This is a genomic window from Paracoccus actinidiae (genome assembly GCF_030863885.1).
Classification (GTDB): domain Bacteria; phylum Pseudomonadota; class Alphaproteobacteria; order Rhodobacterales; family Rhodobacteraceae; genus Paracoccus; species Paracoccus everestensis.
In genome coordinates this window covers 2,025,477-2,050,625 of record NZ_CP132956.1, presented here as the reverse complement: position 1 = coordinate 2,050,625, position 25,149 = coordinate 2,025,477, and the positions used below count along the sequence as shown (strand labels likewise).

At 65.2% G+C, this 25,149-nt stretch carries 24 protein-coding genes; 4 read left to right on the top strand and 20 right to left on the bottom strand.

Annotation, left to right across the window (positions count from 1 at the left end):
• Positions 1 to 36: 36 nt before the first annotated feature.
• Entirely contained in the window at positions 37 to 324 is a 288-nt protein-coding gene (locus tag Q5701_RS10240) for a DUF3572 domain-containing protein (protein WP_306755125.1), read from the bottom strand.
• A 99-nt stretch (positions 325 to 423) separates the two neighbouring features.
• Here Q5701_RS10240 and Q5701_RS10235 point away from each other — a divergent pair, with 99 nt between their 5' ends.
• The 3 genes from Q5701_RS10235 (at position 424) to Q5701_RS10225 (ending at position 2,988) form a co-directional block, all read left to right on the top strand.
• On the top strand, positions 424 to 1,809 hold the full coding sequence (locus Q5701_RS10235; protein ID WP_306755124.1) for a diguanylate cyclase domain-containing protein: 1,386 nt from the start codon (positions 424 to 426) through the stop codon (positions 1,807 to 1,809).
• 88 nt (positions 1,810 to 1,897) lie between these two features.
• Positions 1,898 to 2,308, top strand: a complete 411-nt coding sequence (locus tag Q5701_RS10230) for a DUF983 domain-containing protein (RefSeq protein ID WP_306755123.1) — start codon at positions 1,898 to 1,900, stop codon at positions 2,306 to 2,308.
• Positions 2,254 to 2,988 carry an NUDIX hydrolase gene (locus tag Q5701_RS10225; RefSeq protein ID WP_373568639.1) on the top strand — a complete coding sequence of 245 codons (735 nt, stop codon included), beginning with the start codon at positions 2,254 to 2,256 and terminating at the stop codon, positions 2,986 to 2,988. Before Q5701_RS10230 ends, Q5701_RS10225 begins: the two co-directional genes overlap by 55 nt.
• Here the strand turns inward: Q5701_RS10225 and Q5701_RS10220 are convergent, their stop codons facing one another.
• From Q5701_RS10220 to Q5701_RS10165, 12 genes are all read right to left on the bottom strand, one after another.
• A complete protein-coding gene (locus Q5701_RS10220; protein ID WP_306755121.1) occupies positions 2,989 to 3,759 on the bottom strand; it encodes an enoyl-CoA hydratase-related protein in 771 nt (256 codons plus the stop codon).
• Between the two features lie 63 nt (positions 3,760 to 3,822).
• Entirely contained in the window at positions 3,823 to 4,278 is a 456-nt protein-coding gene (locus Q5701_RS10215) for a cytochrome c-type biogenesis protein (protein ID WP_306755120.1), read from the bottom strand.
• The gene (locus tag Q5701_RS10210; protein ID WP_306755119.1) at positions 4,275 to 6,236 is read right to left on the bottom strand and encodes a heme lyase CcmF/NrfE family subunit; all 1,962 of its coding nucleotides are present in this window, start codon (positions 6,234 to 6,236) and stop codon (positions 4,275 to 4,277) included. The genes Q5701_RS10215 and Q5701_RS10210 overlap by 4 nt, the downstream gene beginning before the upstream one ends.
• Positions 6,237 to 6,337: 101 nt before the next feature.
• Positions 6,338 to 6,859 carry a holin family protein gene (locus tag Q5701_RS10205; protein ID WP_306755118.1) on the bottom strand — a complete coding sequence of 174 codons (522 nt, stop codon included), beginning with the start codon at positions 6,857 to 6,859 and terminating at the stop codon, positions 6,338 to 6,340.
• On the bottom strand, positions 6,850 to 7,461 hold the full coding sequence (locus Q5701_RS10200; RefSeq protein WP_306755117.1) for a holin-associated N-acetylmuramidase: 612 nt from the start codon (positions 7,459 to 7,461) through the stop codon (positions 6,850 to 6,852). The genes Q5701_RS10205 and Q5701_RS10200 overlap by 10 nt, the downstream gene beginning before the upstream one ends.
• A 75-nt stretch (positions 7,462 to 7,536) precedes the next feature.
• Positions 7,537 to 8,007 carry a CinA family protein gene (locus Q5701_RS10195; protein WP_306755116.1) on the bottom strand — a complete coding sequence of 157 codons (471 nt, stop codon included), beginning with the start codon at positions 8,005 to 8,007 and terminating at the stop codon, positions 7,537 to 7,539.
• A complete protein-coding gene (locus Q5701_RS10190; RefSeq protein ID WP_306755115.1) occupies positions 8,004 to 8,501 on the bottom strand; it encodes a phosphatidylglycerophosphatase A family protein in 498 nt (165 codons plus the stop codon). Before Q5701_RS10190 ends, Q5701_RS10195 begins: the two co-directional genes overlap by 4 nt.
• 4 nt (positions 8,502 to 8,505) lie before the next feature.
• Positions 8,506 to 9,648, bottom strand: a complete 1,143-nt coding sequence (locus Q5701_RS10185; RefSeq protein ID WP_306755113.1) for a bifunctional 2-C-methyl-D-erythritol 4-phosphate cytidylyltransferase/2-C-methyl-D-erythritol 2,4-cyclodiphosphate synthase — start codon at positions 9,646 to 9,648, stop codon at positions 8,506 to 8,508.
• Positions 9,645 to 11,825: a phosphoribosylformylglycinamidine synthase subunit PurL gene (gene purL / locus Q5701_RS10180; RefSeq protein WP_306755112.1), complete on the bottom strand. Its 2,181-nt coding sequence runs from the start codon at positions 11,823 to 11,825 to the stop codon at positions 9,645 to 9,647. The genes Q5701_RS10185 and purL overlap by 4 nt, the downstream gene beginning before the upstream one ends.
• A gap of 425 nt (positions 11,826 to 12,250) precedes the next feature.
• Positions 12,251 to 12,700, bottom strand: a complete 450-nt coding sequence (gene ccmE, locus Q5701_RS10175) for a cytochrome c maturation protein CcmE (protein ID WP_306755391.1) — start codon at positions 12,698 to 12,700, stop codon at positions 12,251 to 12,253.
• Between the two features lie 19 nt (positions 12,701 to 12,719).
• Positions 12,720 to 13,532 carry a glutamate racemase gene (locus Q5701_RS10170; RefSeq protein ID WP_306755111.1) on the bottom strand — a complete coding sequence of 271 codons (813 nt, stop codon included), beginning with the start codon at positions 13,530 to 13,532 and terminating at the stop codon, positions 12,720 to 12,722.
• Between the two features lie 86 nt (positions 13,533 to 13,618).
• On the bottom strand, positions 13,619 to 17,008 hold the full coding sequence (locus Q5701_RS10165; RefSeq protein WP_306755109.1) for an indolepyruvate ferredoxin oxidoreductase family protein: 3,390 nt from the start codon (positions 17,006 to 17,008) through the stop codon (positions 13,619 to 13,621).
• Positions 17,009 to 17,158: 150 nt separating this feature from the next.
• On the opposite strand from Q5701_RS10165, the gene Q5701_RS10160 reads away from it, so the two are divergent.
• Positions 17,159 to 18,082, top strand: a complete 924-nt coding sequence (locus tag Q5701_RS10160; protein WP_306755108.1) for a LysR family transcriptional regulator — start codon at positions 17,159 to 17,161, stop codon at positions 18,080 to 18,082.
• Between the two features lie 129 nt (positions 18,083 to 18,211).
• On the opposite strand, the gene Q5701_RS10155 is transcribed toward Q5701_RS10160, so the two are convergent.
• From Q5701_RS10155 to Q5701_RS10125, 7 genes are all read right to left on the bottom strand, one after another.
• Positions 18,212 to 19,057, bottom strand: coding sequence for an ATP-binding cassette domain-containing protein (locus Q5701_RS10155; protein ID WP_306755106.1), 846 nt, complete (start codon positions 19,055 to 19,057; stop codon positions 18,212 to 18,214).
• A complete protein-coding gene (locus tag Q5701_RS10150; RefSeq protein WP_306755105.1) occupies positions 19,054 to 19,893 on the bottom strand; it encodes an ABC transporter ATP-binding protein in 840 nt (279 codons plus the stop codon). Before Q5701_RS10150 ends, Q5701_RS10155 begins: the two co-directional genes overlap by 4 nt.
• A gap of 5 nt (positions 19,894 to 19,898) precedes the next feature.
• Positions 19,899 to 20,798, bottom strand: a complete 900-nt coding sequence (locus tag Q5701_RS10145) for an ABC transporter permease subunit (protein WP_306755104.1) — start codon at positions 20,796 to 20,798, stop codon at positions 19,899 to 19,901.
• Positions 20,795 to 21,802 (bottom strand): ABC transporter permease subunit, encoded by a 1,008-nt coding sequence (locus Q5701_RS10140; RefSeq protein ID WP_234855150.1) that lies wholly within the window; start codon positions 21,800 to 21,802, stop codon positions 20,795 to 20,797. Before Q5701_RS10140 ends, Q5701_RS10145 begins: the two co-directional genes overlap by 4 nt.
• Before the next feature lie 74 nt (positions 21,803 to 21,876).
• Positions 21,877 to 23,478, bottom strand: coding sequence for an ABC transporter substrate-binding protein (locus Q5701_RS10135; RefSeq protein ID WP_306755102.1), 1,602 nt, complete (start codon positions 23,476 to 23,478; stop codon positions 21,877 to 21,879).
• 174 nt (positions 23,479 to 23,652) lie between these two features.
• Positions 23,653 to 24,849, bottom strand: a complete 1,197-nt coding sequence (locus Q5701_RS10130; protein WP_306755100.1) for a M24 family metallopeptidase — start codon at positions 24,847 to 24,849, stop codon at positions 23,653 to 23,655.
• Complete coding sequence (locus tag Q5701_RS10125; RefSeq protein WP_306755098.1) at positions 24,846 to 25,097, bottom strand: hypothetical protein; 252 nt, start codon at positions 25,095 to 25,097, stop codon at positions 24,846 to 24,848. Before Q5701_RS10125 ends, Q5701_RS10130 begins: the two co-directional genes overlap by 4 nt.
• Positions 25,098 to 25,149 lie beyond the last annotated feature (52 nt).

The window sequence follows — 25,149 nt, the reverse complement described above, 5'->3', positions numbered from 1 at the left end:
CCTTGATAGGCGCAACAGGTGAACAAATCGCAAACGTCAGACCTCCCAGCCATAGCTGCCCGGCCCGGCAAGGGCGGTGCGGGCCGCCATCAGGTCGCCGGGCTTGATGTTCAGGTCGGCGGCCGCGTCCAGCACCCGCGTGTCGTCTTCCAGCAGATAATCCAGGACGTGCAGCGCGATGTCGGGATTGCCCGCGGCCTGTCGCAAATCCTGCGGCTGAAGCCCCGAGGATTCCAGGAATCCCCCGATCAGGTCGGGCCGTTCCGCCATGTACAGCAGGATGGTCACGGCCAGGTCCTGTGCGGATTCTCGCGTATATGTCATCGCCTGTCCTTGATCTGGCGGATCAGCCGCCTGTGTGGAAACCCTTTGTTAAGGAATCAATGCCATTGTTCGAACATCGTCGAAAGGGGGGCGTTATCCGTGACTGCGCGTATCCTTATCGCGGAAGGCAGTGCGACAAGCCGGATCAGCCTGAAGGTCAGGTTGGCGGGCGCCTGTTATGACGTTCTGACAGCGGCTGCGGCCGAGGACTTGCAGTCGCAACTGCGCCAGGGCCGCCCGGACCTGATCCTGCTGGGACCGGGTTTCACGGGGCTGCCGCTGGCCGACGTGTTCCAGATGGTGTCTGTCGAACGGCCCCGTGCGCCGGTCCTTGTGCTGGCCGATGGCCACCGCCGGGTCGAGGCGCTGGAGGCCGGCGCGGCAGCCGTCCTGGACCCCCGCGTGGCGGAACAGATGCTTCTGGCCCGGGTGCGGGGATTGCTGCGCGATGCCGAGGCCGAGGATGCCCCCGATTTCGCCCTGGCCGAGGATGCAGGGGCGTTCGGCCATGCGCCATCGGGCAATGTCGTATTGGTGGCCGACCAGCCGGGGCGCGCGCAACGATGGCGCCATATCCTCCAACCACGCTTGAACTGCCGGTTCGCCATTTCCAGCCCAGACGAAACGCTCAGCGCCGCGGCCCAGGGCGATGGCGCGGACTTGTACATCATCGCCGCCGACATTGACCGGAAGGGCGACGGATTGCGCCTGCTGTCCGAACTGCGGTCGCGCAACGGGTCGAAGGAAGCAGGCTTCGCCGTTCTTGTCGCGCCCGAGCGCGAGGAGCTTTGCGCCATCGCCCTGGACCTCGGCGCGGGCGAGGTTCTGCCCCTGGACCCGGCCGAGGATAACAACGCCGAAATCGCGGCCCTTGCGCTGCGCAACCAGTTGGATCGCAAGCGCCGTGCCGATGGCCGGCGCGAGGAAATGAAGCGCAACATCGCCTGGGCCATGTCCGACCCGCTGACAGGGCTGCATAACCGCCGCTATGCCCTGCCCCGGTTGGCCGAAATCGCCCGCAGCGCCATGAAGCGGCAGGGCGGTTTCGCTGTGATGGCGCTGGATCTGGATCGCTTCAAGACGATCAACGACAATTTCGGCCATGCTGCGGGCGATGCGGTCCTGTGCGACATCGCGCACCGGGTCGAAGCCATTGTGTCGAACCACGGCCTGACCGCCCGCCTGGGCGGCGAGGAATTTCTGGTCGTGCTGCCCCATGCCACCGAGGCCGAAGCCTTCCACATGGCCGAACAGATCCGCCGCAGGGTCGAAACCCAGCCCACGCTGCTGCCCCCCATCTCGGGCGGGGGCGAGGTTCAGGCAACCCTGTCCATCGGCGTCGCCTTCGAGCAAGCCCCCTTCTGCATCAGCCGCCCCGCTATCCTGGCCGAAATCGCCCTGGAACGGGCCGACCGCGCGATGATGGCGGCCAAGTCGCTGGGGCGGAACCGCGTGCTGATGGCGCCCACCCAGCCCGTCTGGTGATGCGACAAAAGGGGCAAGGCTTGGGTCTGGCATTGGGACGGCGCAGCCCCTACATTGGCATCGCCCCACCCTGACCCCGGAGATTGCCATGTCGTCCCACGCAGCCCCCATCGATTCGTCCGAGCGCCCGACGGGCCAGGCGATGCTGCGGGGCGCCATGGGCCGTTGCCCCAACTGCGGCGAAGGAAAGCTGTTCCGGTCCTTCCTGAAGGTCGCCGATCACTGCCCCGCCTGCAACGAGGCGCTGCACCACCAGCGCGCCGACGACGGGCCTGCCTATCTGACGATCCTTCTGGTCTCGCATCTGGGCGCGCCCCTGCTGTTGGCCTGCTATGTGGCGTGGCGGCCGTCGGCGATGACGATGATCTGGACCTTCAGCCTGGGGGCGGTGATCCTGTCGATGCTGCTTCTGCCGCGCATCAAGGGGACTTTCGTGGGCCTGCAATGGGCGCGGCGGATGCACGGATTCGGCGCGGAACCAAGGCCCTTGGCATCGTGACCGACCCTGCCCCCATCCGCGATGCCGCAACGATCATCCTGCTGCGCAGGCAGGCCGGTGCCGCCTCGGTCCTGATGGGGATGCGCGGGGCGGCGGCGGTCTTCATGCCGTCGAAATACGTCTTTCCGGGCGGGGCGGTCGATGCATCCGACGCCACAACGACGCTGGCCGCGCCCTTGTCCGATCCCCATCGCAGCCGACTGGCCCGGGAACCCCGGCCCGGGACCGCGACCGATCCCCACGCCATCGCCGCCGCCGCCCTGCGCGAACTGGCCGAGGAAACAGGCCAGCTGATCGGACGCCCCGGCCGCTGCGACTGGCCGGGCTTTGCCGAGGCGGGCCTGGCCCCCGATGCCGCGCCCCTGACCTATCTGTTCCGCGCGATCACGCCGCCGGGGCGTCCGCGCCGGTTCGATGCGCGATTCTTTCTTGCCGATGCGGCTTGCCTGGCGACCGATCCCGACGATTTCTGCCGCGCCTGCGACGAGCTTTCGCATTTGCACTGGGTGCCCCTGGCCCAGGCGCGCGCCCTGGATCTGCCCTTCATCACCGAGGTGGTGCTGGCCGAACTGGCCGACCTGATCGCGGACCTGCCCCATGACGCGCCCCTGCCTGTGCCGGACACGGTGCCGTTCTTCGACAACCGCAGCCCGGCCCCGCGCTTCGCGCAGATCGCCTGATCAGCGCCCGGTGAATCGCGCGGGGCGCTTTTCCAGGAAGGCCGTCACCCCCTCGACGAAATCCGCCGTCCGGCCCGCCGCCCCTTGCAGCCGCGCTTCCAGGGCAAGCTGGGCATCCATGTCGTTCTGGGTGGATGCCTGCACGGCCTCGCGGATCGCCAGAAAGGCGGCGGTCGGACCCTGGGCCAATTGCCGCGCGCGGGCGGCGATGCCTGGGGCGAAACCTTCATCCGGCAGGGCCTCCCAGATCAGGCCCCAATCGGCAGCCTGACGGGCACTGACGGGTTCGGCGAACAGCATCATGCCCATGGCCCGGGCCATGCCCACGGCGCGGGGGATGACAAAGGTGCCGCCCGCATCCGGGACCAGCCCGATGCGCGCAAAGGCCTGGATGAAACTGGCGCTTTCCGCCGCGATCACCACATCGGCGGCCAGGGCCAGGTTCGCCCCGGCCCCCGCCGCCACGCCGTTCACCGCTGCGATCACCGGCGCGCGACAGGCGCGGATCGCGCGCAGCATGGGTTCGTATTCATCCCTCAGCGTGCCTTCCAGATCGGCGGCTGCCGCCCGGTCGGTCAGATCCTGGCCGGAACAAAAGCCGCGGCCAGCGCCAGTGATGACCAGGCATCGTGCATGGGCGGGCAGGGTCTGAACGGCATCCGTGATCTCGGCCCGCATCCGGCTGCTCAGCGCATTCATCACCTGCGGGCGGTTCAGCGTCAGGGTAGCAACCCCGTCGCTGATGGTGAACTGGATGGTGTCATAGGTCATGGCGGTCCCCCTTTTGGGGCGCATCATGACGCAAAACGCCAAAGGGGAAAGCCCGACCCGGCGTCAGTCGCGCATGATCTGGTCCAGGCGGTCGCGTTCGGCCTGGCTCAGCGCCTCGGCAGGTTCGGGGCGGGCGGTCGCACGGGCGCGCAGGAACCGCCAGGCTCCCAGCAGGGCCAGCAGCGCCATGACCGGACCTGCCAGCCACAGGACCAGGTTGCCGCCCCGCGCACGCGGCTCGAACAGCACGAATTCGCCGAAACGGTCCACCACGGCGTCGATCACCTGATCGTTGCTGTCGCCTGCCACGATCCTTTCGCGCACATACAGGCGCAAATCGCGGCTGATGGGCGCGTTCGATTCGTCGATGTTTTCGCCCTGGCAAACCGGGCAGCGCAGCTTTTGCGAGATCTCGCGCGCCCGCGCCTCCTGCCCGGCATCGGGCAGGACTTCGTCGGGCTGGACGGCAAAGGCCGCGACCGGCAGCAGCAGGGCCAAAAGGATCAGAAGGCGCCTCATTCCGCAGCCACCGTCTTGGCTGGCGAACGGCGCGCGCCTGCCGCCACGCGGTACCGGCGGTCGGACAGGCTGATGATCCCGCCAAGCGCCATCAACAGCGAACCCGCCCAAATCCAGTTGGCGAAAGGCTTGATATAGGTGCGGATCGCCCATCCCCCATCCGCTTGCGCGTCCCCGATCACCAGATAGATGTCGCGGAAGATGCCATTGTCGATGGCCGCCTCGGTGGTGGGCATGGCCTGGACGGGATAGACGCGCTTTTCGGGATGCAGGACCGCCACGGGCCGTCCGTCGCGCGCCACCTCCATCGTGGCGGTGGTCGAGATATAGTTCGGCCCCTCGACCTCGTCCACGCTGGCAATCGTGATGTCGTAATCGGCCACCCGGAACGGCTGGCCCACTTGGGCCACGCGGATATCCTCGACCTGCCAGGCCGTCAGCAGGGCGATGCCGATAAAGGTGACGCCCAGGCCGCCATGCGCCGTGGCCTTGCCCCAATCGGCGCGCGGCAGGCGCAGCAACCGCGACAGGCCCGACTGGCCGGTGCGGTGGACCAGCTCGGCCACCGCGCCAAAGATGATCCAGGCGCCCAGGCCCGCACCGATCACGGCAATGGCCGAGCGCCCCGTGGAAACGGCGAAGACAAGCGCCATGACCGCCCCCGCCAGGGTCAGGGCAGGCCACAAGGGCCGCATCACGCGGCCCAGGGTTGCGCGCTTCCAGGGCAGGATCGACCCAAGGGGCAGCGCGATGGCCAGGGCGATCATGAAGGGGGTAAAGGCCTGGTTGAAGAAGGGCGCGCCGACCGACAGCTTGCGGTCCCACAGCATTTCCGCGATCAGCGGCCACATCGTGCCGATAAAGACCACGAATGCCGCGACCGCCAGCAGGACGTTGTTCAGGATCAGGGCGCCCTCTCTTGACACGGGCGCAAAAACGCCCTTGGCCGTCATCTGCGTGGCCCGCGCGGCATAAAGCGTCAGCGCGCCGCCAGTGAACACGACCAGGATGCCCAGGATGAAGACGCCGCGCGCCGGATCGCTGGCAAAGCTGTGGACGGAAGTGATCACCCCCGACCGGACGATGAAGGTGCCGATCATGGAAAATCCGAATGCCATGATCGCCAGCAGGATCGTCCAGCTTTTCAGCGCCTCGCGCTTTTCGACGACAATGGCGGAATGCAGCAGGGCTGCGGCCAGAAGCCAGGGCATGAAGCTGGCGTTTTCCACCGGATCCCAGAACCAGAAGCCGCCCCAGCCCAGTTCGTAATAGGCCCACCATGATCCAAGCGCGATGCCGATGGTCAAAAACATCCAGGCGGCCAGCGTCCAGGGGCGGACCCAGCGTGCCCAGGCGGCGTCCACACGACCCTCGATCAGGGCGGCGACGGCGAAAGAAAAGGCCATCGAAAGGCCGACATAGCCCAGATAGAGGAACGGCGGATGAAAGGCCAAGCCCGGATCCTGCAACAGCGGGTTCAGGTCGCGCCCGTCAAAGGGCGGGCTTGCCAGCCGCAGAAACGGGTTCGAGGTGAAGATGATGAAGGCATAGAAGGCAGCCCCGATGGCCGCCTGCACCGCCAGCACCCGCGCCCGCAAGGCCGGGGGCAAGTTGTCGCCGAACACCGCCGCCGCCGCCCCGAACAGCGCCAGGATCAGCACCCACAGCAGCATCGAGCCTTCGTGGTTCCCCCAGACGCCGCTGATCTTGTAGAGCATCGGCTTGGCGGTATGCGAGTTTTCATAAACCAGCTTCAGCGAGAAGTCAGAGGTGACGAACGCCATTGTCAGCGCCGCGAAGGACAAGCCCACCAGCAGGAACTGCGCCACGGCGGCGGGACGGGCGCTGTCCATCCATGGTTCCCAGCCCTTGGACGCCCCAACCATTGGCACCACCATCTGGAACAGTGATACCGCAAAGGCGAGGATCAGGGCGAAATGGCCGAATTCTGCTGTCATGGCGCGATCCTTTGGTGCCTGCACAGCATAGGCCCATGCAAAAGGGGGGAAAAGTCCCCCCTTGGTCGCCGCCATCAGTTTTGCGTGCGCCGGGCTGCGGCCTATTCGCGCAGGCTGGCCACCCAGTCGCGCAGCGCCGCATTGTCGGCGAAATCCTCGTCGGGACGCTTGACCGCGACCTGCTGCGTCGTGGTGACGCTGGTCTTGACCTCGTTGGCGGGCCAGACGCGGTGGCGGAAATGATGTGCCTCGCGCGCGCCGAAGTAAAAGCCGACAATGGCGCCCAGCAGCCACCACAAGGGTTCGGGCACCTGCTGCAGGCCCACCATGCGCAGGCTGAACCCTTGCGGCTCCACCATGGCATAGATGAACAAGGCCATCGTCCCCAGCGCCAGAAGCGGCCGGGGAAGACGGTTCAAGCCATTGACGAAGCCGTCGAAAAACCCCGGGCGGACGGTCTGGAATTCCTGGCCCAGCTGGTTGATGGCGCGGGCATAGGCTTCCTCCTCAAGCTCCATCTTGCGGGTGGCGTTCTGGGTGAACACCTCGGCCATGCCGGTGGCGGCGCTGCCCAGGGCGGTAACGCCCTGGCCCAGGCCGATGAAGCGGTCGATCATGCCCATTTGGCGGTCCTTTCGCGATGCTCGGACTCGGTCAGGTGATAGCGGGGCTGGATGAACTCCTCGGCCCTGGTGATCCAGCCGCCCTTCCCGCCTGCCTTGCTGCGCGCATATTTGCGGCTGGCAGGGCGCTGATCGGCCAGCGAATAGTAGTAATTGCGCCGCGCGATCCCATAGGCATCGGCGAAATGATCGGGCGCGGCGGCGGCGGCATCATGGGCCGCGGCGAGGGTCCGGGGGCCGATCACGCCGTCAGCGGACGCGGCAAACCCCATCCGGGCGACCAGGCGTTGCAGGATCTTCCCCGCATTGGCGCCGGCGTTCACATACATGTCGAAGACGCTGGCCTGCACCGCAGGCGGCAGTTCGGCCAGACGCGGGCGGCGGAAATAATGTTCGACGAAAATCTGCTGGGCCTGGCCACGGGTCAGCATCTTGACGTCGTTCGCATCGACCCGCCCGTCCTTGTTCAGGTCCAGGCCCAGCGATTTCATCGTCCCGATGGTGACGCCATAGTTGGTGGCCCCGCCCGGATCGTCGGGATCGTTCACATATCCGCCTTCTCGCGCAACGATCTGGGCCGCGACTTCCTCAACGCTTGGCATGGATACCCCCGTCCTGCAAATGAGGCACAAGGGTGGCGGGCCTGCGTTAACGGGCTGTTAACCAGCCGCGCGTTGCTAGCTGCGAAGCGCGTCCAGCAGCATCTGCATCGCATGATCGACGGTCGCGGCGCGAACCTGGCGGCGGCCAATGGCGCCGAATTCGACGGTTTCGGTGCGGGTGCCGAACGGCTGGGCGATGCCAAAGCAGACGCGGCCCTCGGGCTTGTGTTCGGACCCGCCGGGGCCTGCGATGCCGGTGACGGAAACGGCGATGCCCGCGTCAGACAAGCGCAGGGCGCCCGCGGCCATTTCGGCAGCGACCTGTTCGCTGACGGCGCCATGCGCATCCAGCGTGTCGGCGCGCACGCCCAGCATCTGCTGCTTGGCGGCGTTGGAATAGGTGACGAAGCCCCGGTCCACGGCGTCGGACGATCCCGGCACCTCGGTCAGGGCGCCCGCGATCAGGCCGCCCGTGCAGCTTTCGGCGGTGGCGATCATCACGCCGCGCGCACGAGCGGCGTCCAGGATATCGGCGGCAAGGCTCACAGCATCGGCTCCAGCAGGGCGTGGTAAAGGCCCGCCAGCGTGACGGACCCAATGCCCGCGAACAACCCGGCCCACAGGTCGTCCATCATCACCCCCACGGCGCCGCCCTGCCGGTCGGCGCGGCCCACGAGCCAGGGCTTCCAGATGTCGAACAGGCGGAACAGCAGGAAGGGCACGACAAAGCCGGGCCAGGCATCCAGGATCGAAATTCCGTGCCGCCACAGCGGGATCACGGTAAAGGACATGGCCAGCCACTGGCCCGCGACCTCGTCGATGACGATTTCCGACGGGTCTTCGTCCGTGGTCATCCGCAATGCCTGCGGCACGGCCCAGAAGCCGATCAACGCGGCCAGGACCGCGCCCAGCGGGATCAGCAGCGCGCCGCCTGCCTGATAGACCAGCACCGCCAGGAGGACGGCCGCCGCCGATCCCCAGGTGCCGGGCGCGGGCCTCAGCCTGCCGATGCCGAAGAAGGTCGTGATCATCCCGATCATCGCGTCACGCCTTGATCAGCGCGGCGGTGGCGATTGCCGCGATGCCTTCGCGCCGCCCGGTGAAGCCCAGCCGTTCCGAGGTGGTGGCCTTGACGCTGATGCGGGTGGCGTCAACGCCCATGATCTGGGCCAGGCGGGCCTGCATGGCGTGCGCATGGGGGCCAATCTTGGGTGCTTCGCAGATGAGCGTCACGTCGGCATTCCCGAAGCTGAAGCCGCGTTCGCGCGCCAGATCCGCCGCGTGCGCCAGGAAGATCGCGCTGTCCGCGCCTTTCCATTGCGGGTCGCTGGGGGGGAAGTGGCGCCCGATATCGCCTTCAGCCAGCGCGCCGTAGATCGCGTCGGTCAGCGCGTGCATTCCCACATCGGCGTCGGAATGGCCGATCAGACCCACCTCGTGCGCGATCTGCACGCCGCACAGCCAGACATGGTCGCCCGGCCCGAAGGCGTGAACGTCATAGCCATTGCCCAGGCGAATATCCATCGCGGTCCCCAATATCCGTTCGGCCCGCGCGAAATCGGCGGGAAAGGTGATCTTCAGATTGTCCTCGGACCCCGGCGTGATGGCAACCGGGATCCCGGCCTTCAACGCCAGTTCCACATCGTCGGCGGCGTCGTCAGGGTACAGGCGGTGCGCCTTGGTTATCTGATCCAAGGTGAAACCCTGCGGCGTCTGCGCGCGGAACAGCCCGGCGCGAGGGGTCGTGCCAATCACCGCCCCATCAGCGCCCTTCCACAAGGCATCGCTTACCGGCAACGCAGGTGCGGCGGCAAGCGCGCCGCCTTGCAACGCGTCGATCACCCCCTGGATCACCGCGTCGCTGACCAAAGGCCGCGCGCCGTCGTGAATCAGGACGTGTGTCGCCTGCCCTTCCAAAGCCTCAAGCCCCGCCATGACGCTGGCCGCGCGGGTCTCGCCCCCGGTGACGATGGTGACGCCGCCCGCAAAGTCGCGGATGGCGCGGGCCATGTCGTCGGGATGAACCACCAGCACCAAGCGGTCAAAGCCCGCAAAGGCATCGAGCGAGCGCGCAAGGATGCTGCGCCCGGCAAGGTCGCGCCATTGCTTCGGCTCGCCGCCCGCGCGGGTGCCGCGACCGGCGGCGGTGACAATGGCGGCATAGCCCGAGGGCGCCTTGACCGTCATGCGTGGTCGGGCATATCGCCCCGGATCGCCTGGGCGAAAGCGGTGCGATACAGGTCCGACAGTTCGGCCAGGTCGCCCGCGTCGTCGCCCATCTGCACCGCCATGCCGCCGAAGACGCCGACCTGCGCGGCAGGAACGCCCGCAGCCTCGGCCGCCTTCAGAAGGGCGTCTGCACCCGCCGCGTCGCAGGCGACCAGATAGCGGGCCTGGTCTTCGCCGAACAGTTGCGCGATGTCGCCGCTGTCCAGGCGGATGCCGATGCCCGCAGCCTCGGCCATCTCGAATGCGGCAAGCGCCAGCCCACCGTCGGACAGGTCGGTGGCGGATTTCAGATGCGCCCGGTTGGCGCGCAGAAACTCGCCATGCTTGCGTTCGGCGGCAAGGTCCACAAAGGGGGCGTCGCCCTCCTCGATCCCGAAGGCCTCGGCGGCCAAGGCCGACTGGCCAAGATGGCCTCGGGTCCGGCCGATGACGATGGCCACATTGCCCTCCACGGGCAGGCCCGCGATCAGGTTCGACAGGTCGTCGATCAGGCCGACGCCGCCGATGGTGGGGGTGGGCAGGATGCCCTTGCCGTCGGTTTCGTTATACAGCGACACGTTGCCCGACACGATGGGGAAGTCCAGCGCCGCGCAGGCTTCTCCGATGCCCTTGATGGCGCCGACAAGCTGGCCCATGATCTCGGGCTTTTCGGGATTGCCGAAATTCAGGTTGTCGGTCGTGGCCAAGGGCAGCGCACCCACTGCGCACAGGTTGCGATAAGCCTCGGCCACGGCCTGCTTGCCGCCTTGATAGGGGTTGGCCTTGACGTATCGGGGCGTCACGTCGCTGGTGAAGGCCAACGCCTTGCTCGTGCCATGCACGCGGACCACGCCCGCGCCCATGCCGGGACGGCGGATCGTGTCGGCCCCGACCTGGGTATCGTATTGTTCCCAGACCCAGCCCTTGTGGGCATAGGAGGGACTGCCGATCAGCGCCCGCAGCGCCTTGATGGGCGTGATCGCGGGCAGGTTCGGCGCAGCCCCGGCAGCGGGCGTTTCCACCCAGGGGCGGTCGTATTCCGGCGCCGAGGAGGACAGCTTGGACAGCGGCAAGTCGGCCATGACCTGATTGCCATGTAGGATCAGGAAACGGTCCTCGGCGATCGTCTCGCCCACGATGGCAAAGTCCAGGTCCCATTTCTCGAAGATGGCGCGGGCCTCGGCCTCCTTCTCGGGCTTGAGGACCATCAGCATCCGTTCCTGGGATTCCGACAGCATCATCTCGTATGCAGTCATGTTGGTTTCACGCTGCGGGACGTTGTCCAGGATCAGCTTGATCCCCAAACCGCCCTTGTCGCCCATCTCGACCGCCGAACAGGTCAGGCCAGCCGCGCCCATGTCCTGGATGGAAATGACGCTGTCCGTCTGCATCAGTTCAAGACAGGCTTCCAGCAGGCATTTTTCAGTGAAGGGGTCGCCCACCTGAACCGTGGGGCGCTTTTCCTCGATGCTGTCGTCGAATTCGGCGCTGGCCATCGTCGCGCCGCCGACCCCGTCGCGGCCGGTCTTGGCGCCCAGATAGACCACCGGCATCCCGATGCCGGAAGCGGCGGAATAGAAGATCTTGTCCGCATCGGCCAAGCCCGCCGCGAAGGCGTTGACCAGGCAGTTGCCGTCATAGCTGCGGTGGAAACGGACCTCTCCGCCCACGTTCGGGACGCCGAAGGCGTTGCCATAAGCGCCGATGCCCTCGACCACACCCTTGACCAGATGCGGAGTCTTGGGATGTTCGGGGCGGCCAAAGGACAGCGAGTCCATCGCGGCAATCGGGCGCGCGCCCATGGTGAAGACGTCGCGCAGGATGCCGCCCACGCCGGTCGCGGCGCCCTGGTGCGGCTCGATATAGCTGGGATGGTTATGGCTTTCCATCTTGAAGACCACCGCCTGCCCGTCGCCGATATCCACCACGCCCGCATTCTCGCCCGGCCCGCAGATCACCTGGGGGCCGGTGGTGGGCAGGGTGCGCAGCCATTTCTTCGACGATTTATAGGAACAATGCTCGTTCCACATGGCGCTGAAGATGCCCAGTTCGGTAAAGGTCGGTTCGCGACCAATGATGTCCAGGATCCGATCGTATTCGTCGGGCTTCAGCCCGTGCGCGGCGATCAGGTCGGGGGTGATCGTCGGTTCCTGCATCGTGGTGCCTTCCTGCCAAGGGTCTGGCGCCTTTTAGGCACAGACGCCCTGCATGGGAAGGCCCGCCCGAACCCGTCCCAGGGCCGGGCCAAAAAAAAGCCGGGCACAAGGCCCGGCCTAAGTCCAACAGGGAGGTAGAAGGTGATGCGCGATTACGCGGACCATCGCCCTCTACGCTTGATTTATGGGCAGGTTATTAACGGTTCAAGACCAATGAACCCATCGGGACAACATAGCGGCCATGCAGTCGCGGAATGGCTACACCCGAAAGTTGCAGATATGCAGCTGTCTCCTTGTTCTGGTCAAAATGGTGTCCGGTGGCACCGCGCAGGAAGGCCGAGGTCGAGAAGGTCAGGATTTTAACACCCGACCTGCCCAGTCAGCCTTTGCCCGCAACGGTGACGATCTGGCTGTCAGCCCTGACCCTAGCTGTTCGGATCCTGATACACGCCGCTTTCCTTCAGCGTATCGACAACCTCTTTCGGCATATAGGTTTCGTCGTGCTTGGCCAGCAGGTCGCGGGCCTCGAACCGGCCTTCTCGATAGTATCCCTTGGCGATGGTGCCCTGCCCTTCGGTGAACAGGTCGGGGCGCGGGTCGCGCCCGACATAGCTGACCGGGATTTCCGCCGCGCCGTCGGTGATCACGAAATCGAATTCCACCCCATCGCGATTGACGATCGAGCCTTCCTTCACCAAGCCGCCCAACTGGAAATATTCGTCAGGTTCGGGCGCGGCCTGGGCCACCTGGGCGGGCGAGCGATACAGGTTGATCCCGTCGCGGAAACCATAACCGATCAGGCCGACCGCAATCAGCAAGGCCACGGCGGCCGCGACGATCACCTGGATGCGGCGGCGTTTCTTCAGGGATTTCATGCCAGCCATGTCGATACCCTCATGCTGCCTCGAACTGGATCGGGCGGCGCAGGAACTGGGTGGCCTTGCCCGATACCCGCACCGGATCGCCGGTTGTCAGGTTCTTGGATTCCGTGCCCGATCCCAGGAATTCAGGCCTGCGCTGCAGATAATCAGCCAGGCTTTCCGCAACCAGCCCCGCCTGGCTGAAAACCTTGACATCGGGGCCAAGCGCCTTCTGGAAGGCGGCTTCGACCAGCGGATAATGGGTGCAGCCCAGCACGGCGGCCTGGGGATGGGGCATCCGGCGCAGCAGCGCCTCCACATGAGAGGACACAAGCGCCTCGGCCAGGATTTCGTCGCCCATTTCGATGGCATCGACGACGCCGCCGCAAGGCTGCGCCTCGACATCGACGCCCACGGCGCGGAACGCCAGTTCCCGTTGAAAGGCGCGGCTGGCGACGGTGGCGGGGGTGGCGAACAGGGCGACGTGCTTGACGGCGACCTCGCGGGGCGGCGAATTGTCGCCCCAGCGGCGTTCGGTCAGCGCCTCGATCAGGGGAACGAAGACACCAAGGACGCGCTTGTCGGCGGGCAGCCAGGTTTCCTGCATCCGCTTCAGCGCGGCGGCGCTTGCGGTATTGCAGGCCAAGATCACCAGGTCGCAGCCTTCGGCCCACAGCCGTTCCACGCCCGCGCAGGTCAGGTCAAAGATATCGTCGGCGGTGCGGGTGCCATAAGGCGTGTGCTTGTTGTCGCCCAGATAGATCAGCGGCAGGTCGGGCAGGCGCGCGGCGATGGCCTGGTGAACCGTCAACCCGCCCAGTCCCGAATCGAAAACGCCCACTGCCATGCTGTCATCCTTGCCTGTCGCGAGGCGCTTTTTACGGCGCATTGCGGGTCTTGGAAATGACTTAGATCAGGTTGCCCACCAAAGTGTCATTCGGCCGCCTGCTGGAAGGGGGCGTGGCCGCTGCGGAACTGGGCCAGCAATTCCGCGCGTCGCGTGGCCGCAAGCGCCGCCGCCTGTTCCTTGACCGGGCCAAAGCCGCGCACCGTCAGGGGCAGTTCGGCAAGCTCGATGGCGACGGGCATGGTGGCGTCCGTGACCCCCGCCAGAACCTCGCGCAGGTCCGCCTCGTATTCGCGGATCATGGCGCGTTCGTGGCGGCGCTCAGCCGAATAGCCGAAGGGGTCGAAGGGGGTGCCGCGCAGGCCTTTCATCCGGGCCAGAACCTTGAAGGCCGTCAGCATCCAGGCGCCAAACTCTCGTTTCTTCGGACGCCCTTCGGCAGTCTTGCCGGACAGGATCGGCGGGGCCATGTGCAGGGTCAGCCTAGTATCGCCGTCCCATTGCTGGGCGATCTGTTCGGCCGTTGTCAGGTGGAGCCGCGCGACCTCGTATTCGTCCTTGTAGGCCAGCAGCTTGTAATACCCGCGCGCGACGCTTTCACGCAGGGGCGCGGGGGCCGCATCGACCAGCTTGCGGAAACGTTTCGCCAGCCGCTTGTTCTGGTATCCGACCAGCCGCGCTTCGCGATAGGCGATGGGATCGGGGGGCAGTTGCGTGACAGGCGCCGGCTTGCGGGTCTGGTCGGGGAAGGCCATGGCCCAGCGGCCGATCTGGAAGGCGCGCTGGTTTTCCGCGACCTTGGCGCCGTTCAGGTCGATCGCCTGCATGATCGCATCCAGCGACAAGGGCAACAGCCCCTGCTGCCAGGCCGCGCCCAGCACCAGCATGTTGGAATAGATCGAATCCCCCAGCATCCGCAGCGCGAGGTCATTGGCGTCGAAGAAAGCCACGCGGTCGCGCAGCCGCGCCTGAAGTGAAACCTTGAGCTGGTCCGACGGCACGCGAAAATCGCGCAGGCGGGTGAAATCGCCCGTGATGATCTCGTGGTCGTTGACCACCGCGCCGGTGCGGTTCGTGGTCATCAGGCCGATGGTCTTGGCCCCTGCCGTGACGACCAGATCGCCGCCGATGACGCAGTCGGCCTCGCCCACCGCCACCCGGATGGCGCTGATGTCCTCGGGGCGGTTGGCCAGGCGCAGGTGGATATGGACCGCGCCGCCCTTTTGCGCCAGGCCGGCCATTTCCATCATGCCGGCGCCCTTGCCGTCGATATGGGCGGCCTGGGCCAGCACGGCACCGATGGTCACGACCCCGGTGCCGCCCACGCCAGTGATGACGACGTTATGGGTGCCGTCGATGGCAGGCAGGGCGGGCGCAGGCAAGTCGGGAAGGTCGAAAGCCTCGGCCTTGGGCTTTTTCAGCTTTCCGCCTTCGACAGTGACGAAGCTGGGGCAGAAACCCTTGACGCAGGAATAATCCTTGTTGCAGCTGGATTGGTCGATCTGACGCTTGCGGCCCAGTTCGGTGTCCAATGGCACGATCGACACGCAGTTCGACTGCACCCCGCAATCGCCGCAGCCCTCGCAGACCTCGGGGTTGATCCAGACGCGGCGGTCGGGATCGGGGAACTTGCCGCGCTTGCGGCGGCGACGCTTTTCGGCGGCGCAGGTCTGGATGTAAAGGATCGCGCTGACGCCCGGCGTTTCCGCCATCTCGCGCTGCACGGACATCAGTTCGGCCCGTTCCTCGAACCGCAGCCCGGCAGGGAACTGCTTGCGGTCGATGTCTTCCTTTTCGTCATAGACGACGACCAGGGGCTTGACGCCCATCGCCACCAGTTCCTCGGCGATCTGCTGGGCGGTCAACCCGCCCTCGTTGGGCTGCCCGCCGGTCATCGCGACCGCGTCGTTGAACAGGATTTTGTAGGTGATCGTGGTCCCCGCCGCGATGGCCGCGCGGATCGCCAGCGATCCCGAATGGTTGTAGGTGCCGTCGCCCAGGTTCTGGAAGACGTGCTTGGTCTTGGAAAACGGCGCCTCGCCGACCCAGTTCACACCCTCGCCGCCCATATGGGTGAAGCCGGTGGTTTCTCGGTCCATCCACTGCACCATGTAGTGACAGCCGATCCCGGCATAGGCGCGGCTGCCTTCGGGCACCTTGGTCGAACTGTTGTGCGGGCAGCCCGAACAGAACCACGGGGTCCGGGTGGCGATTTCCGGCGCGTTGTCGGCGCGGCGCACCTCGGCCAGCCGGGTCAGGCCCGCCTTGATATGGTCGGTGCCGCGGCCTTCCTCGATCAGGATTTCGCCAATGGTTTGGGCGATCATCACCGGGTCAAGCGCATAGCGGGTGGGGAACAGTTCCGCGCCGGTGCGGTCGTGCTTCCAGCCATGGACGCGGCGGCCGTGGCGGTTGTCGAAGATCGCTTCCTTAAGCTGCACCTCGATCAGCTTGCGCTTTTCCTCGACGCAGACGACCAGTTCCAGCGTTTCCGACCATTCCTGGAAGGACTTCATGTCCAAGGGCCAAGTCTGGCCGACCTTGTAGGTGGTCAGGCCCAGCCGTTCGGCCTCGGCCTCGTCGATGCCCAGCAGGGACAGCGCGTGGACCAGATCCAGCCAGTTCTTGCCCGCCGCGACGAAGCCGATCTTGGCGCCGGGTTTGCCCCAGACCTTGTGGTCGATCTTGTTGGCGCGCGAAAACGCCTCGGCCGCCCAGCGTTTATAGTCGATCATCCGCGCCTCGGACGCGACGGGCGTGTCGTGCAGGCGGATGTTCAGACCGCCTTCGGGCTTCTGGAAATCCGGGGTGACGAAGGACAGCCGGAACGGATCGCCGTTCACGACCGAGGTCGCCTCGACCGTGTCCTTCATGGTCTTGAGACCGGTCCAGACGCCCGCGAACCGCGACAGCGCAAAGGCATACAGGCCATAGTCCAGGATTTCCTGCACCCCCGCAGGCGACAGCACCGGGATATAGCGGTCGATCATCGCCCAATCGGACTGGTGCAGCACGGAACTGCTTTCGCCGGTATGGTCGTCGCCCATGGCCATCACCACGCCGCCATGCGGGGACGACCCGGCCATGTTGGCGTGTCGCATGACGTCGCCCGACCGGTCCACGCCCGGACCCTTGCCATACCACAGCGCGAAGACGCCGTCGTATTTGCCCTCGCCGCGCAGTTCCGCCTGCTGGCTGCCCCAGATGGCGGTGGCGGCCAGATCCTCGTTCAGGCCCGGCTGGAACAGGATGTTCGCCTCCCCGAGCCGCTTGCCTTCGCGCATCATCTGCAGATCGACGCCGCCCAGCGGCGATCCGCGATAGCCCGTGACAAAGCCTGCCGTGTTCAACCCCGCCGCCTTGTCGCGCGCCGCCTGCATCAGCATCAGCCGGACCAGGGCTTGCGTGCCGTTCAGCAGCACTTGCGGCTTGGTCAGGTCGAACCGGTCGGCTAGCGAAAATTCCTGCTTGCTCATCTTGGCGTCTCCTCCACCTTGCCGGCATTATAGGTCAGCTTTGCTGACCGACGAAGGAAAAAATGCGTGTGCGGCTTTTGCTTGCTGGAATGCAGCATTCAGGTTAGGTCTGCAAAAAACGCATGGCAGTCACGGCAGGATTGTAACAGCATGGACTGGGACAAGCTTAGAATATTCCACGCCGTTGCCGATGCGGGCAGCCTGACCCATGCTGGCGACACGCTGCATTTGTCGCAATCCGCCGTCAGCCGGCAGATTCGCGCACTGGAAGAAGCCTTGGGAACGACCCTGTTCCACCGCCATGCGCGCGGACTGATTCTGACCGAACAGGGCGAGTTGCTGTTCGACGCCACATCGTCCATGGCGCGCAAGCTGGACACGGCATCCGCCCGGATCCGCGACAGCGAGGAACACGTATTTGGCGAGTTGAAGGTCACGGCCACGGTCGGTTTCGGCACGCTGTGGCTGGCACCGAAGCTGGTCAAGCTTTACGAAAAATATCCCGACCTTAAGATCGACCTGATGCTTGAGGAACGGGTGCTGGATCTGCCCATGCGCGAGGCTGACGTGGCCATCCGCATGAAGGAACCCAGCCAGTCCGACCTGATCCGGCGGCGCCTGCTGTCGGTGCGGATGCGCCTTTACGCGACCCAGGAATACCTGGACAAGGCGGGCGCGCCTGAGGCGATGGCGGATCTGTCGCCCCACCGCCTGATCTGCCAGCGGCCCGACCAGCCACAAGTGGCGGCTGGCGCGCGGCTGGTCCAGGACATCATGGCCCAGAACATCGGATCGACCCTGACGGTGAACAATTACTTTGGCGTGTTGCAGGCGGTGCTGGCCAATCTGGGGATCGGGGTCTTGCCCGATTACCTGACCGCCGATCACAAGCGGTTGGTGCGCGTGCTGCCCGATACGGAATCCGGCGAGGTGCCGGTTTTCCTGGCCTATCCCGAGGAACTGCGCCAAACCCGCCGCGTCGCCGTGTTCCGCGACTTCGTGCTGGAGGAAATCCAGGCCTTTCGTCGCCGCCAAAGCGAAGCCCTGCTGTCCGAGGCCATCGGCACCAGTTAGGCCCCCATCGCGCCATTTGCGGATCCGCGCGCCCCACACCGGGCGGCAAGGGTGGCGATCCCACGCTTCTGGCCCCTGCCAAGCCGCATGGTCTTGTCGCTGCGCGGACCGGGGACGGCCAATGGCCCCTCAGACCGCTGCGGCCTGCCGTGCGGCCTTGCGGCGGGCCACCCGCGCCCGGATTGCCTGGGTATCGGTGACCGGAGTCGCGGCGAACAGCTGCCGAGTATAGGGATGGGTCGGATCGGAAAAGATCGCGTCGCGCGACGCCTGTTCCACCGCCTCGCCTTCGGAAATCACCATCACGTCGTCGGCGATATAGCGGACAACCGACAGGTCGTGGCTGACGAAGACATAGGTCAGGCCCAGTTCGTCCTGCAAATCGGCCAGCAGGTTCAGAACCTGCGCCTGCACCGACAGATCCAGCGCCGAGACCGGTTCGTCCAGGACCAGCAGCGACGGGTTCAGCATCAAGGCACGCGCAATCGCGATCCGCTGCCGCTGCCCGCCCGAGAACATATGCGGATAGCGGTTGTAATGCTCGGGCATCAGGCCGACCTTTTTCAGCATCGCCCGGGCCCGGTCGCGCCGTTCGGCGGCGGGGACATCGGTGTTGATGACCAAAGGTTCGGTCAGCACGTCGCCGATCTTCTGGCGCGGGTTCAGGCTGCCATAAGGGTTCTGGAACACCATCTGCACCTTGGACCGCAATTCGGGACCGGGGCGGCTGGCGTTGATGTCGACGCGCTGTCCCTCGATCAGCAATTCCCCCTGCGAGGGCGCGTCGATCAGCGCGATGATGCGGGCCAGGGTGGACTTGCCGGATCCGGATTCGCCGACAATCGCCAGCGTCTTGCCCTTCTGCACGCTGAAATCGATGCCCTTGACCGCGCGGACTGACTTGGCGCGGCGCAGCATATTGCCCGGAACGTGATAATCCCGGACGATTGCGCGTCCTTCGACAACAGGCGTCATCGCGCGGCCTCCTCGATGAAAAAGTCGGACACGGTGGGCAGGCGGTCGCCGGTCGCGTGTTCCGGCAGGGCCGACAAAAGCGCACGGGTATAAGGGCTTTGCGGGTTCTCGAACAGATCCAGCACCTCGGCCTCCTCCATCTTGCGGCCCTTGTACTGGACCACCACGCGGTCCGCGGTTTCGGCCACCACGCCCATGTCATGCGTGATCAGGATCAGGCCCATGCCGTAATCTTCCTGCAGCTTCATCAGCAGATCCAGGATCTGCTTCTGGATGGTTACGTCCAGGGCGGTGGTCGGCTCGTCCGCGATCAGCAGCCTGGGGTTCGATGCGATGGCGATGGCGATCATCACCCGCTGGCACTGCCCGCCCGACATCTGGTGCGGATAGGATTTCAGCTTTTCTTCCGGCTGCGGGATGCCCACGGAACGGAACAGGTCCAGGGCGCGGTTGCGCGCAGCCTTGCCCGACAGGCCCAGGTTCAGGCGCAGGACTTCCTCGATCTGGAAGCCCACGGTGAAGGACGGGTTCAGCGACGCCACGGGTTCCTGGAAGATCATCGTGATTTCCCGGCCGATCAGCTTGCGCCGCTCGGCATCGGTCATCGTCAGCATATTCTGGCCGTCATAGGTCATTTCATCGGCCGTGACGGTGGCGGTATCGGGCAGAAGGCCCATCACCGCCAGCATCGACACCGACTTGCCCGACCCGGATTCGCCCACAATGGCCAGAACCTCGCTGCGATCCACGGACAGGTCCACCCCATCCACAGCTGTAAAGCTGCCGGTCGCGGTGGCGAACCTGACGGTCAGGTTGCGGATGGTCAACAACGACATGGGCATCAGCTCCGCTTCAGTTTGGGGTCAAGCGCGTCGCGCAGCCCGTCGCCCATCATGTTGATCGCCAGGACCGAGACCAGGATGGCCAGACCCGGCAGGGTGACCACCCACCATGCCCGCAGGATGAATTCGCGCGCCTCGGCCAGCATGGTCCCCCATTCGGGCGCAGGGGGCTGTGCGCCCATGCCCAAGAATCCCAGTGCGGCCGAATCCAGCACCGCCGAGGAAAAGGACAGCGTCGCCTGCACGATCAGCGGACCCAGGCAGTTGGGCAGGATGGTCTTGAACATCAGCCGCAGGTTGCCTGCGCCTGCGACGCGCGCGGCGGTGACATATTCGCGCCGCATCTCGCCCATCACGGCGGCGCGAGTCAGGCGGGCGAAGTGCGGCTGATAAACGATGGCGATGGCGATCATCGCATTGGTCAGCCCCGGTCCCAGCACGGCGACAAGAACCAGTGCCAGCAACAGCGACGGGAATGCCAGGATCACATCCATCACGCGCATGATCAGCCCATCGACCCAGCCACGGAAAAACCCCGCGATCAGGCCGATGATCACGCCGCCGACAAGGGCGACCGACACCACGACGATGCCGATGAACAGCGAATAGCGCGCGCCAAAGATCAGCCGCGACAGCATATCCCGGCCGACGGCATCGGTGCCCAGCGGGAACTCGGCCCGGCCACCCTCTTGCCAGAAAGGCGGCGTCAGAAAGGCGTCGCGATATTGGGTGGTCGGATCATGCGGCGCCAGGACCGGCGCAAACAGCGCGGTCAGCACAAGCAGGATGAACACCACCAGCCCGGCCACGGCGCCCCGGTTCTGGCGGAAATAGAACCAGAACTCGGACAGCATCTGGCGGCGGATCGCGGCGGTGGAAAGTTCGGCGGTATTGCTCATGACGCGCGGATCCTCGGGTTGATAAGGCCATAGGTCAGGTCAACCAGCAGGTTCACCACCATCACCATTCCCGCGATCAGCAGCAGCCCCGACTGCACGACGGGATAGTCGCGGCGGGAAATGGAATCGATCATCCACTTGCCGATGCCCGGCCAACTGAAGATCGTCTCGGTCAGGATCGCGCCTGCGATCAGCACGCCGATCTGAAGGCCGATGGTGGTGACGACCGGGATCATCGCGTTGCGCAGCGCATGGACGCCGATCACCCGGCGTCGCGGCATTCCCTTGGCGCGGGCAGTGCGGACGTAATCCTCGCCCAGAACCTCCAGCATGGCCGATCGTGTCTGCCGGGCGATCACCGCCAGCGGGATCGTGGCCAGCACCACCGAGGGCAGGATCAGGTGGCTGACCGCCGACCGGAACGCACCGTCCTGCCCCGACATCAGGCTGTCGATCAGCATGAAGCCGGTGCCCTGGGGAAAGAAATACATCAGGCTGATGCGGCCCGACACCGGCGTCCAGCCCAGGAAACCCGAAAAGAAGATGATCAGCAGCAGGCCCCACCAGAAGATCGGCATCGAAAAGCCGACCAGGGCCGATGTCATGGACACCTGGTCGAACCAGCTGCCGCGCTTGATCGCGGCCAGCACGCCCACCGGGACGCCCACCAGCGTCGCGATGATGATCGCGCACAGGCCCAGTTCGACGGTTGCCGGGAACAAGGCCAGAAATTCGGTCAGCACGGGCTTTTTCGTGACCAGCGAATTGCCCAGGTCGCCTTGCAGCAGGCGTCCCAGAAAATCCAGGTACTGCATCACGATCGGCTTGTCGAAGCCCAGTTGCGCGCTGAGTTCGGCGTGACGTTCGGGCGATACGCCGCGTTCGCCCGCCATCAACAGCACCGGATCGCCGGGCAGGATGCGGACAAAGCCAAATGCAACGATCGTGATCCCCAGGAAAGTCGGGACCAGATACAGCAGCTTCGAAAGGAGGAAACGGACCATGTGCCTTGTTCCTTGAGGAACGCGCGGGAACTCGAGCCCGCGCGTTCATTTGTCGAAGGTGTGACGCGAAGGGCCTATTCGGCCAGATCAACGGTCTCGAAGGTGAAATCGCCAAGCGGGCTCATCTGGAAGCCCGACACCTTGGTCGACATCGGCACGTATTGGGTCGAATGCGCGATGGTCAGCCAGGGCGCCTGGTCCTTGAAGACGACCTGTGCCTGTTCGTAAAGCTTCGTGCGCTCCGCCGGATCAGCCGTCACCTTGGCCTGACGCAGCAGATCCGAGAACTCCTCGTTGCACCAGAACGCGCGGTTCGCGCCGCCTTCCTTGGCGGAATCGCAAGACAGCAGCACCGACAGGAAGTTGTCGGGATCGCCGTTGTCACCGGTCCAGCCCAGGATCACCGCGCCGTCGCGGCCGGCTTCCATCGACTTGGACAGGTATTCGCCCCATTCATAGGATACGATCTGCGCATTGACGCCGACCTTGGACAGATCTTCCTGCATCAGTTCGGCCGTGCGGCGGGCGTTGGGCATATAGGGCCGCTGGACCGGCATCGCCCAGATGTTCATGGACAGGCCGGTGACGCCCTCGGCCTCCAGCATCGCCTTGGCGGCTTCGGGATCGTAGGGATCATCCTCGATGCTGTCGTTATAGGACCACATGGTCGGCGGGATCGGGTTCTTGGCGGGTTCGGCCGCGCCTTGGAAAACCCCGTCGATGATGGCCTCTTTGTTGATGGCCATGTTCAGCGCCTTGCGGACCTTCGGATTGTCAAAGGGCGCAACTGTGGTGTTATAGGCCAGATATCCCACGTTGAGGCCCGGCTGTTCATCCAGCTTCAGGCTGTCGTCGGCCCGGATCGACTCCAGGTCGGCGGGCGAGGGATAGGGCATCAGATGGCATTCGCCGGCCTTCAGCTTTTGCAGCCGGACCGAGGAATCGGGCGTGATCGCAAAGATCAGGTCGTCGATCAGGGGCGCCGTGCCCCAGTAATCGGGATTCTTCTGATACCGGATCACGGCGTCCTTCTGATAGGCCACGAACTTGAACGGCCCGGTGCCGATCGGCAGGTTGTTCAGGTCTTCCTGGGCGCCTGCGGCCTCCAGAGTGTCGGCATATTCCTTGGACACGATCGACGCGAAAGGCATTGCGATGTTTGCCAGGAACGGCGCCTCTGGCTGGTTCAGCGTGATCTTGACGGTATAGTCGTCGACCTTCTCGATGGACTTCACCAGGTTCGGCATATCCATCGAGGTATAGTATTCATATGTGATGCCAGGGATGTACTGGTGCCAGGGATGGGCGGAGTCGCCCTGCCGCTGGAACGAGAAGATCACGTCATCGGCGTTGAAATCGCGGGTCGGGGTAAAGCGGTCGTTCGACTGCCATTTGACGCCCTGGCGCAGCTTGAAGGTGTATTCCGTGCCGTCCTCGGACACTTCCCAGCTTTCGGCCAGGCCCGGTTCGACCTCGGTCGTGCCCTTCTTGAACTCGGTCAGGCGGTTATAGATCGGGTGGGCAGACGCGTCGAAGGTGGTGCCTGCGGTATAGGGCGACGGATCGAAGCCCTCGGGCGAGGCTTCCGAGCAATAGACAAAGGTCTTGGCCTCGGCCACGGCGGTCATCATCGCCAGGGCCGATACGGCCAGAAGGCTGCGGGACAGATGGTTCATGCGGATTGATCCTTTACGCTCTCTGTTGAACTTGTGACCGCGTTGTCGCCAGACGGGGATTCGCGGTGCATATTATGCAGGCATACACCTGGACAGGATGATTGTTCCACCAGCAACGGTTATGACGATACGTCTGTTCTTAAAACCACAAGCCGGATTCAAGGTCAATCTTGCTTACCCAAACGGTTGGCCCACGTCATCGGCGGGCGGATTGAACCAGCGCGGCCCGTCCGCGGTCATGTGGACGATATCCTCCAGCCGGATGCCGCATTCGCCGTAAAGGCAGAGCATCGGCTCGATGGAAAAGCACATTCCGGGCTGCAGGGGCGTCTGGTTCCCCTTCACGATCCAGGGTTCCTCGTGGATGTCCAGCCCCAAGCCGTGGCCGGTGCGATGCGGCAGGCCGGGCACCGCGTAACCCGGCCCGAACCCGGCGGCGGCGATCACCGCGCGGGCGGCGTCGTCCACCGCCCCGCAAGGCGTGCCGACCTGCGCGGCGGCAAAGGCTGCCGCCTGGGCCGCGCGTTCGATCCCCCACAGGTGTCGCTGCCGCGCGGTGGGCGCGCCAAACACATAGCTGCGGGTGATGTCGGACCGATACCCGTGCAGCGTACCCCCCATGTCAACCAGCACCATGTCGCCACGTTCCAGGATCTGGGGATCCGGCACGCCATGCGGAAAGGCCGTTGCCTGGCCGAACTGGACGGCGTGGAACAGCGGCTTCATCCCCGACGCCTGGTGCGCCGCGTCGATGAACTGGCCGATCTCGGTTGTGGTGATCCCGGCGCGCAGGCCGGAATGGACCGCCCGCTGGATGTGCCAGCTTGCATCCATCGCGGTCTGGATGATGGCGATTTCCTCGGCGGACTTGATCTGCCGCAATCCGGCGATGATCCCTGCCGCAGAACAAACCTGCCCCTCCAGCGCCGCCATCATTCGCGATGCAAAGCCGAAAGGCGTTGCCGGGTCCAGACCCAGCCCCCTGCCGGGCAGATCGCCCAAGTATCGCGCGACAAGCGCAAACGGATCCTCGTCTTCTTCCCACATCAGCATCGGGCCGGGGATTTGCCGCAAGGCATCCAGCTTTGGCGCCTCGAAAGCCGGTGTCAGATAGGCGGGCGGTCCTTCGGCGGCCACCAGGGCGCCGTGGATCCGTTCGGATTGGCCCAGCCGCAGCCCGGTGAAATAGGTCAGCGACGAGGATCCGTCCAGCCAGATCGCCGCCAGCCCTGCCGCGCGAACTTCGGTCCGAAGGGCGGCAAGCCGCGCCCTGTATGCCGCAACGCCGATGGGCGTGGCAGATACCGGGTGAAAGGATGCCAGCGCGTCGTCAAGATCGGTTGGCGCGGCTTGGGTGGTTGTGACAGTCATGCAACGTCCTTTTCCATCGACGTTCTATCCGTTTCCCAGGTCGTGCGGCAAGTCGCCCAGCGGTTGACGGTCCATGCCAAGACCGTTTGCGTTTTGTTCCGCGAAAAAATCGCCTTCGGTTTGGCAAGCAAAACAGCGCCCAATCCCGCGATCATCTCGGCCGAACTTCGCCTATCCTGCGAAATGGGCCGAACAAAGTATTGATTGGCAATGCTTAAAATATCGTCAATGCGGGGTTGTGCAAGCATGGACAGATTTTCGCACCGCGATCATCATCAACCTTGGTGATAGGTTCTGCAC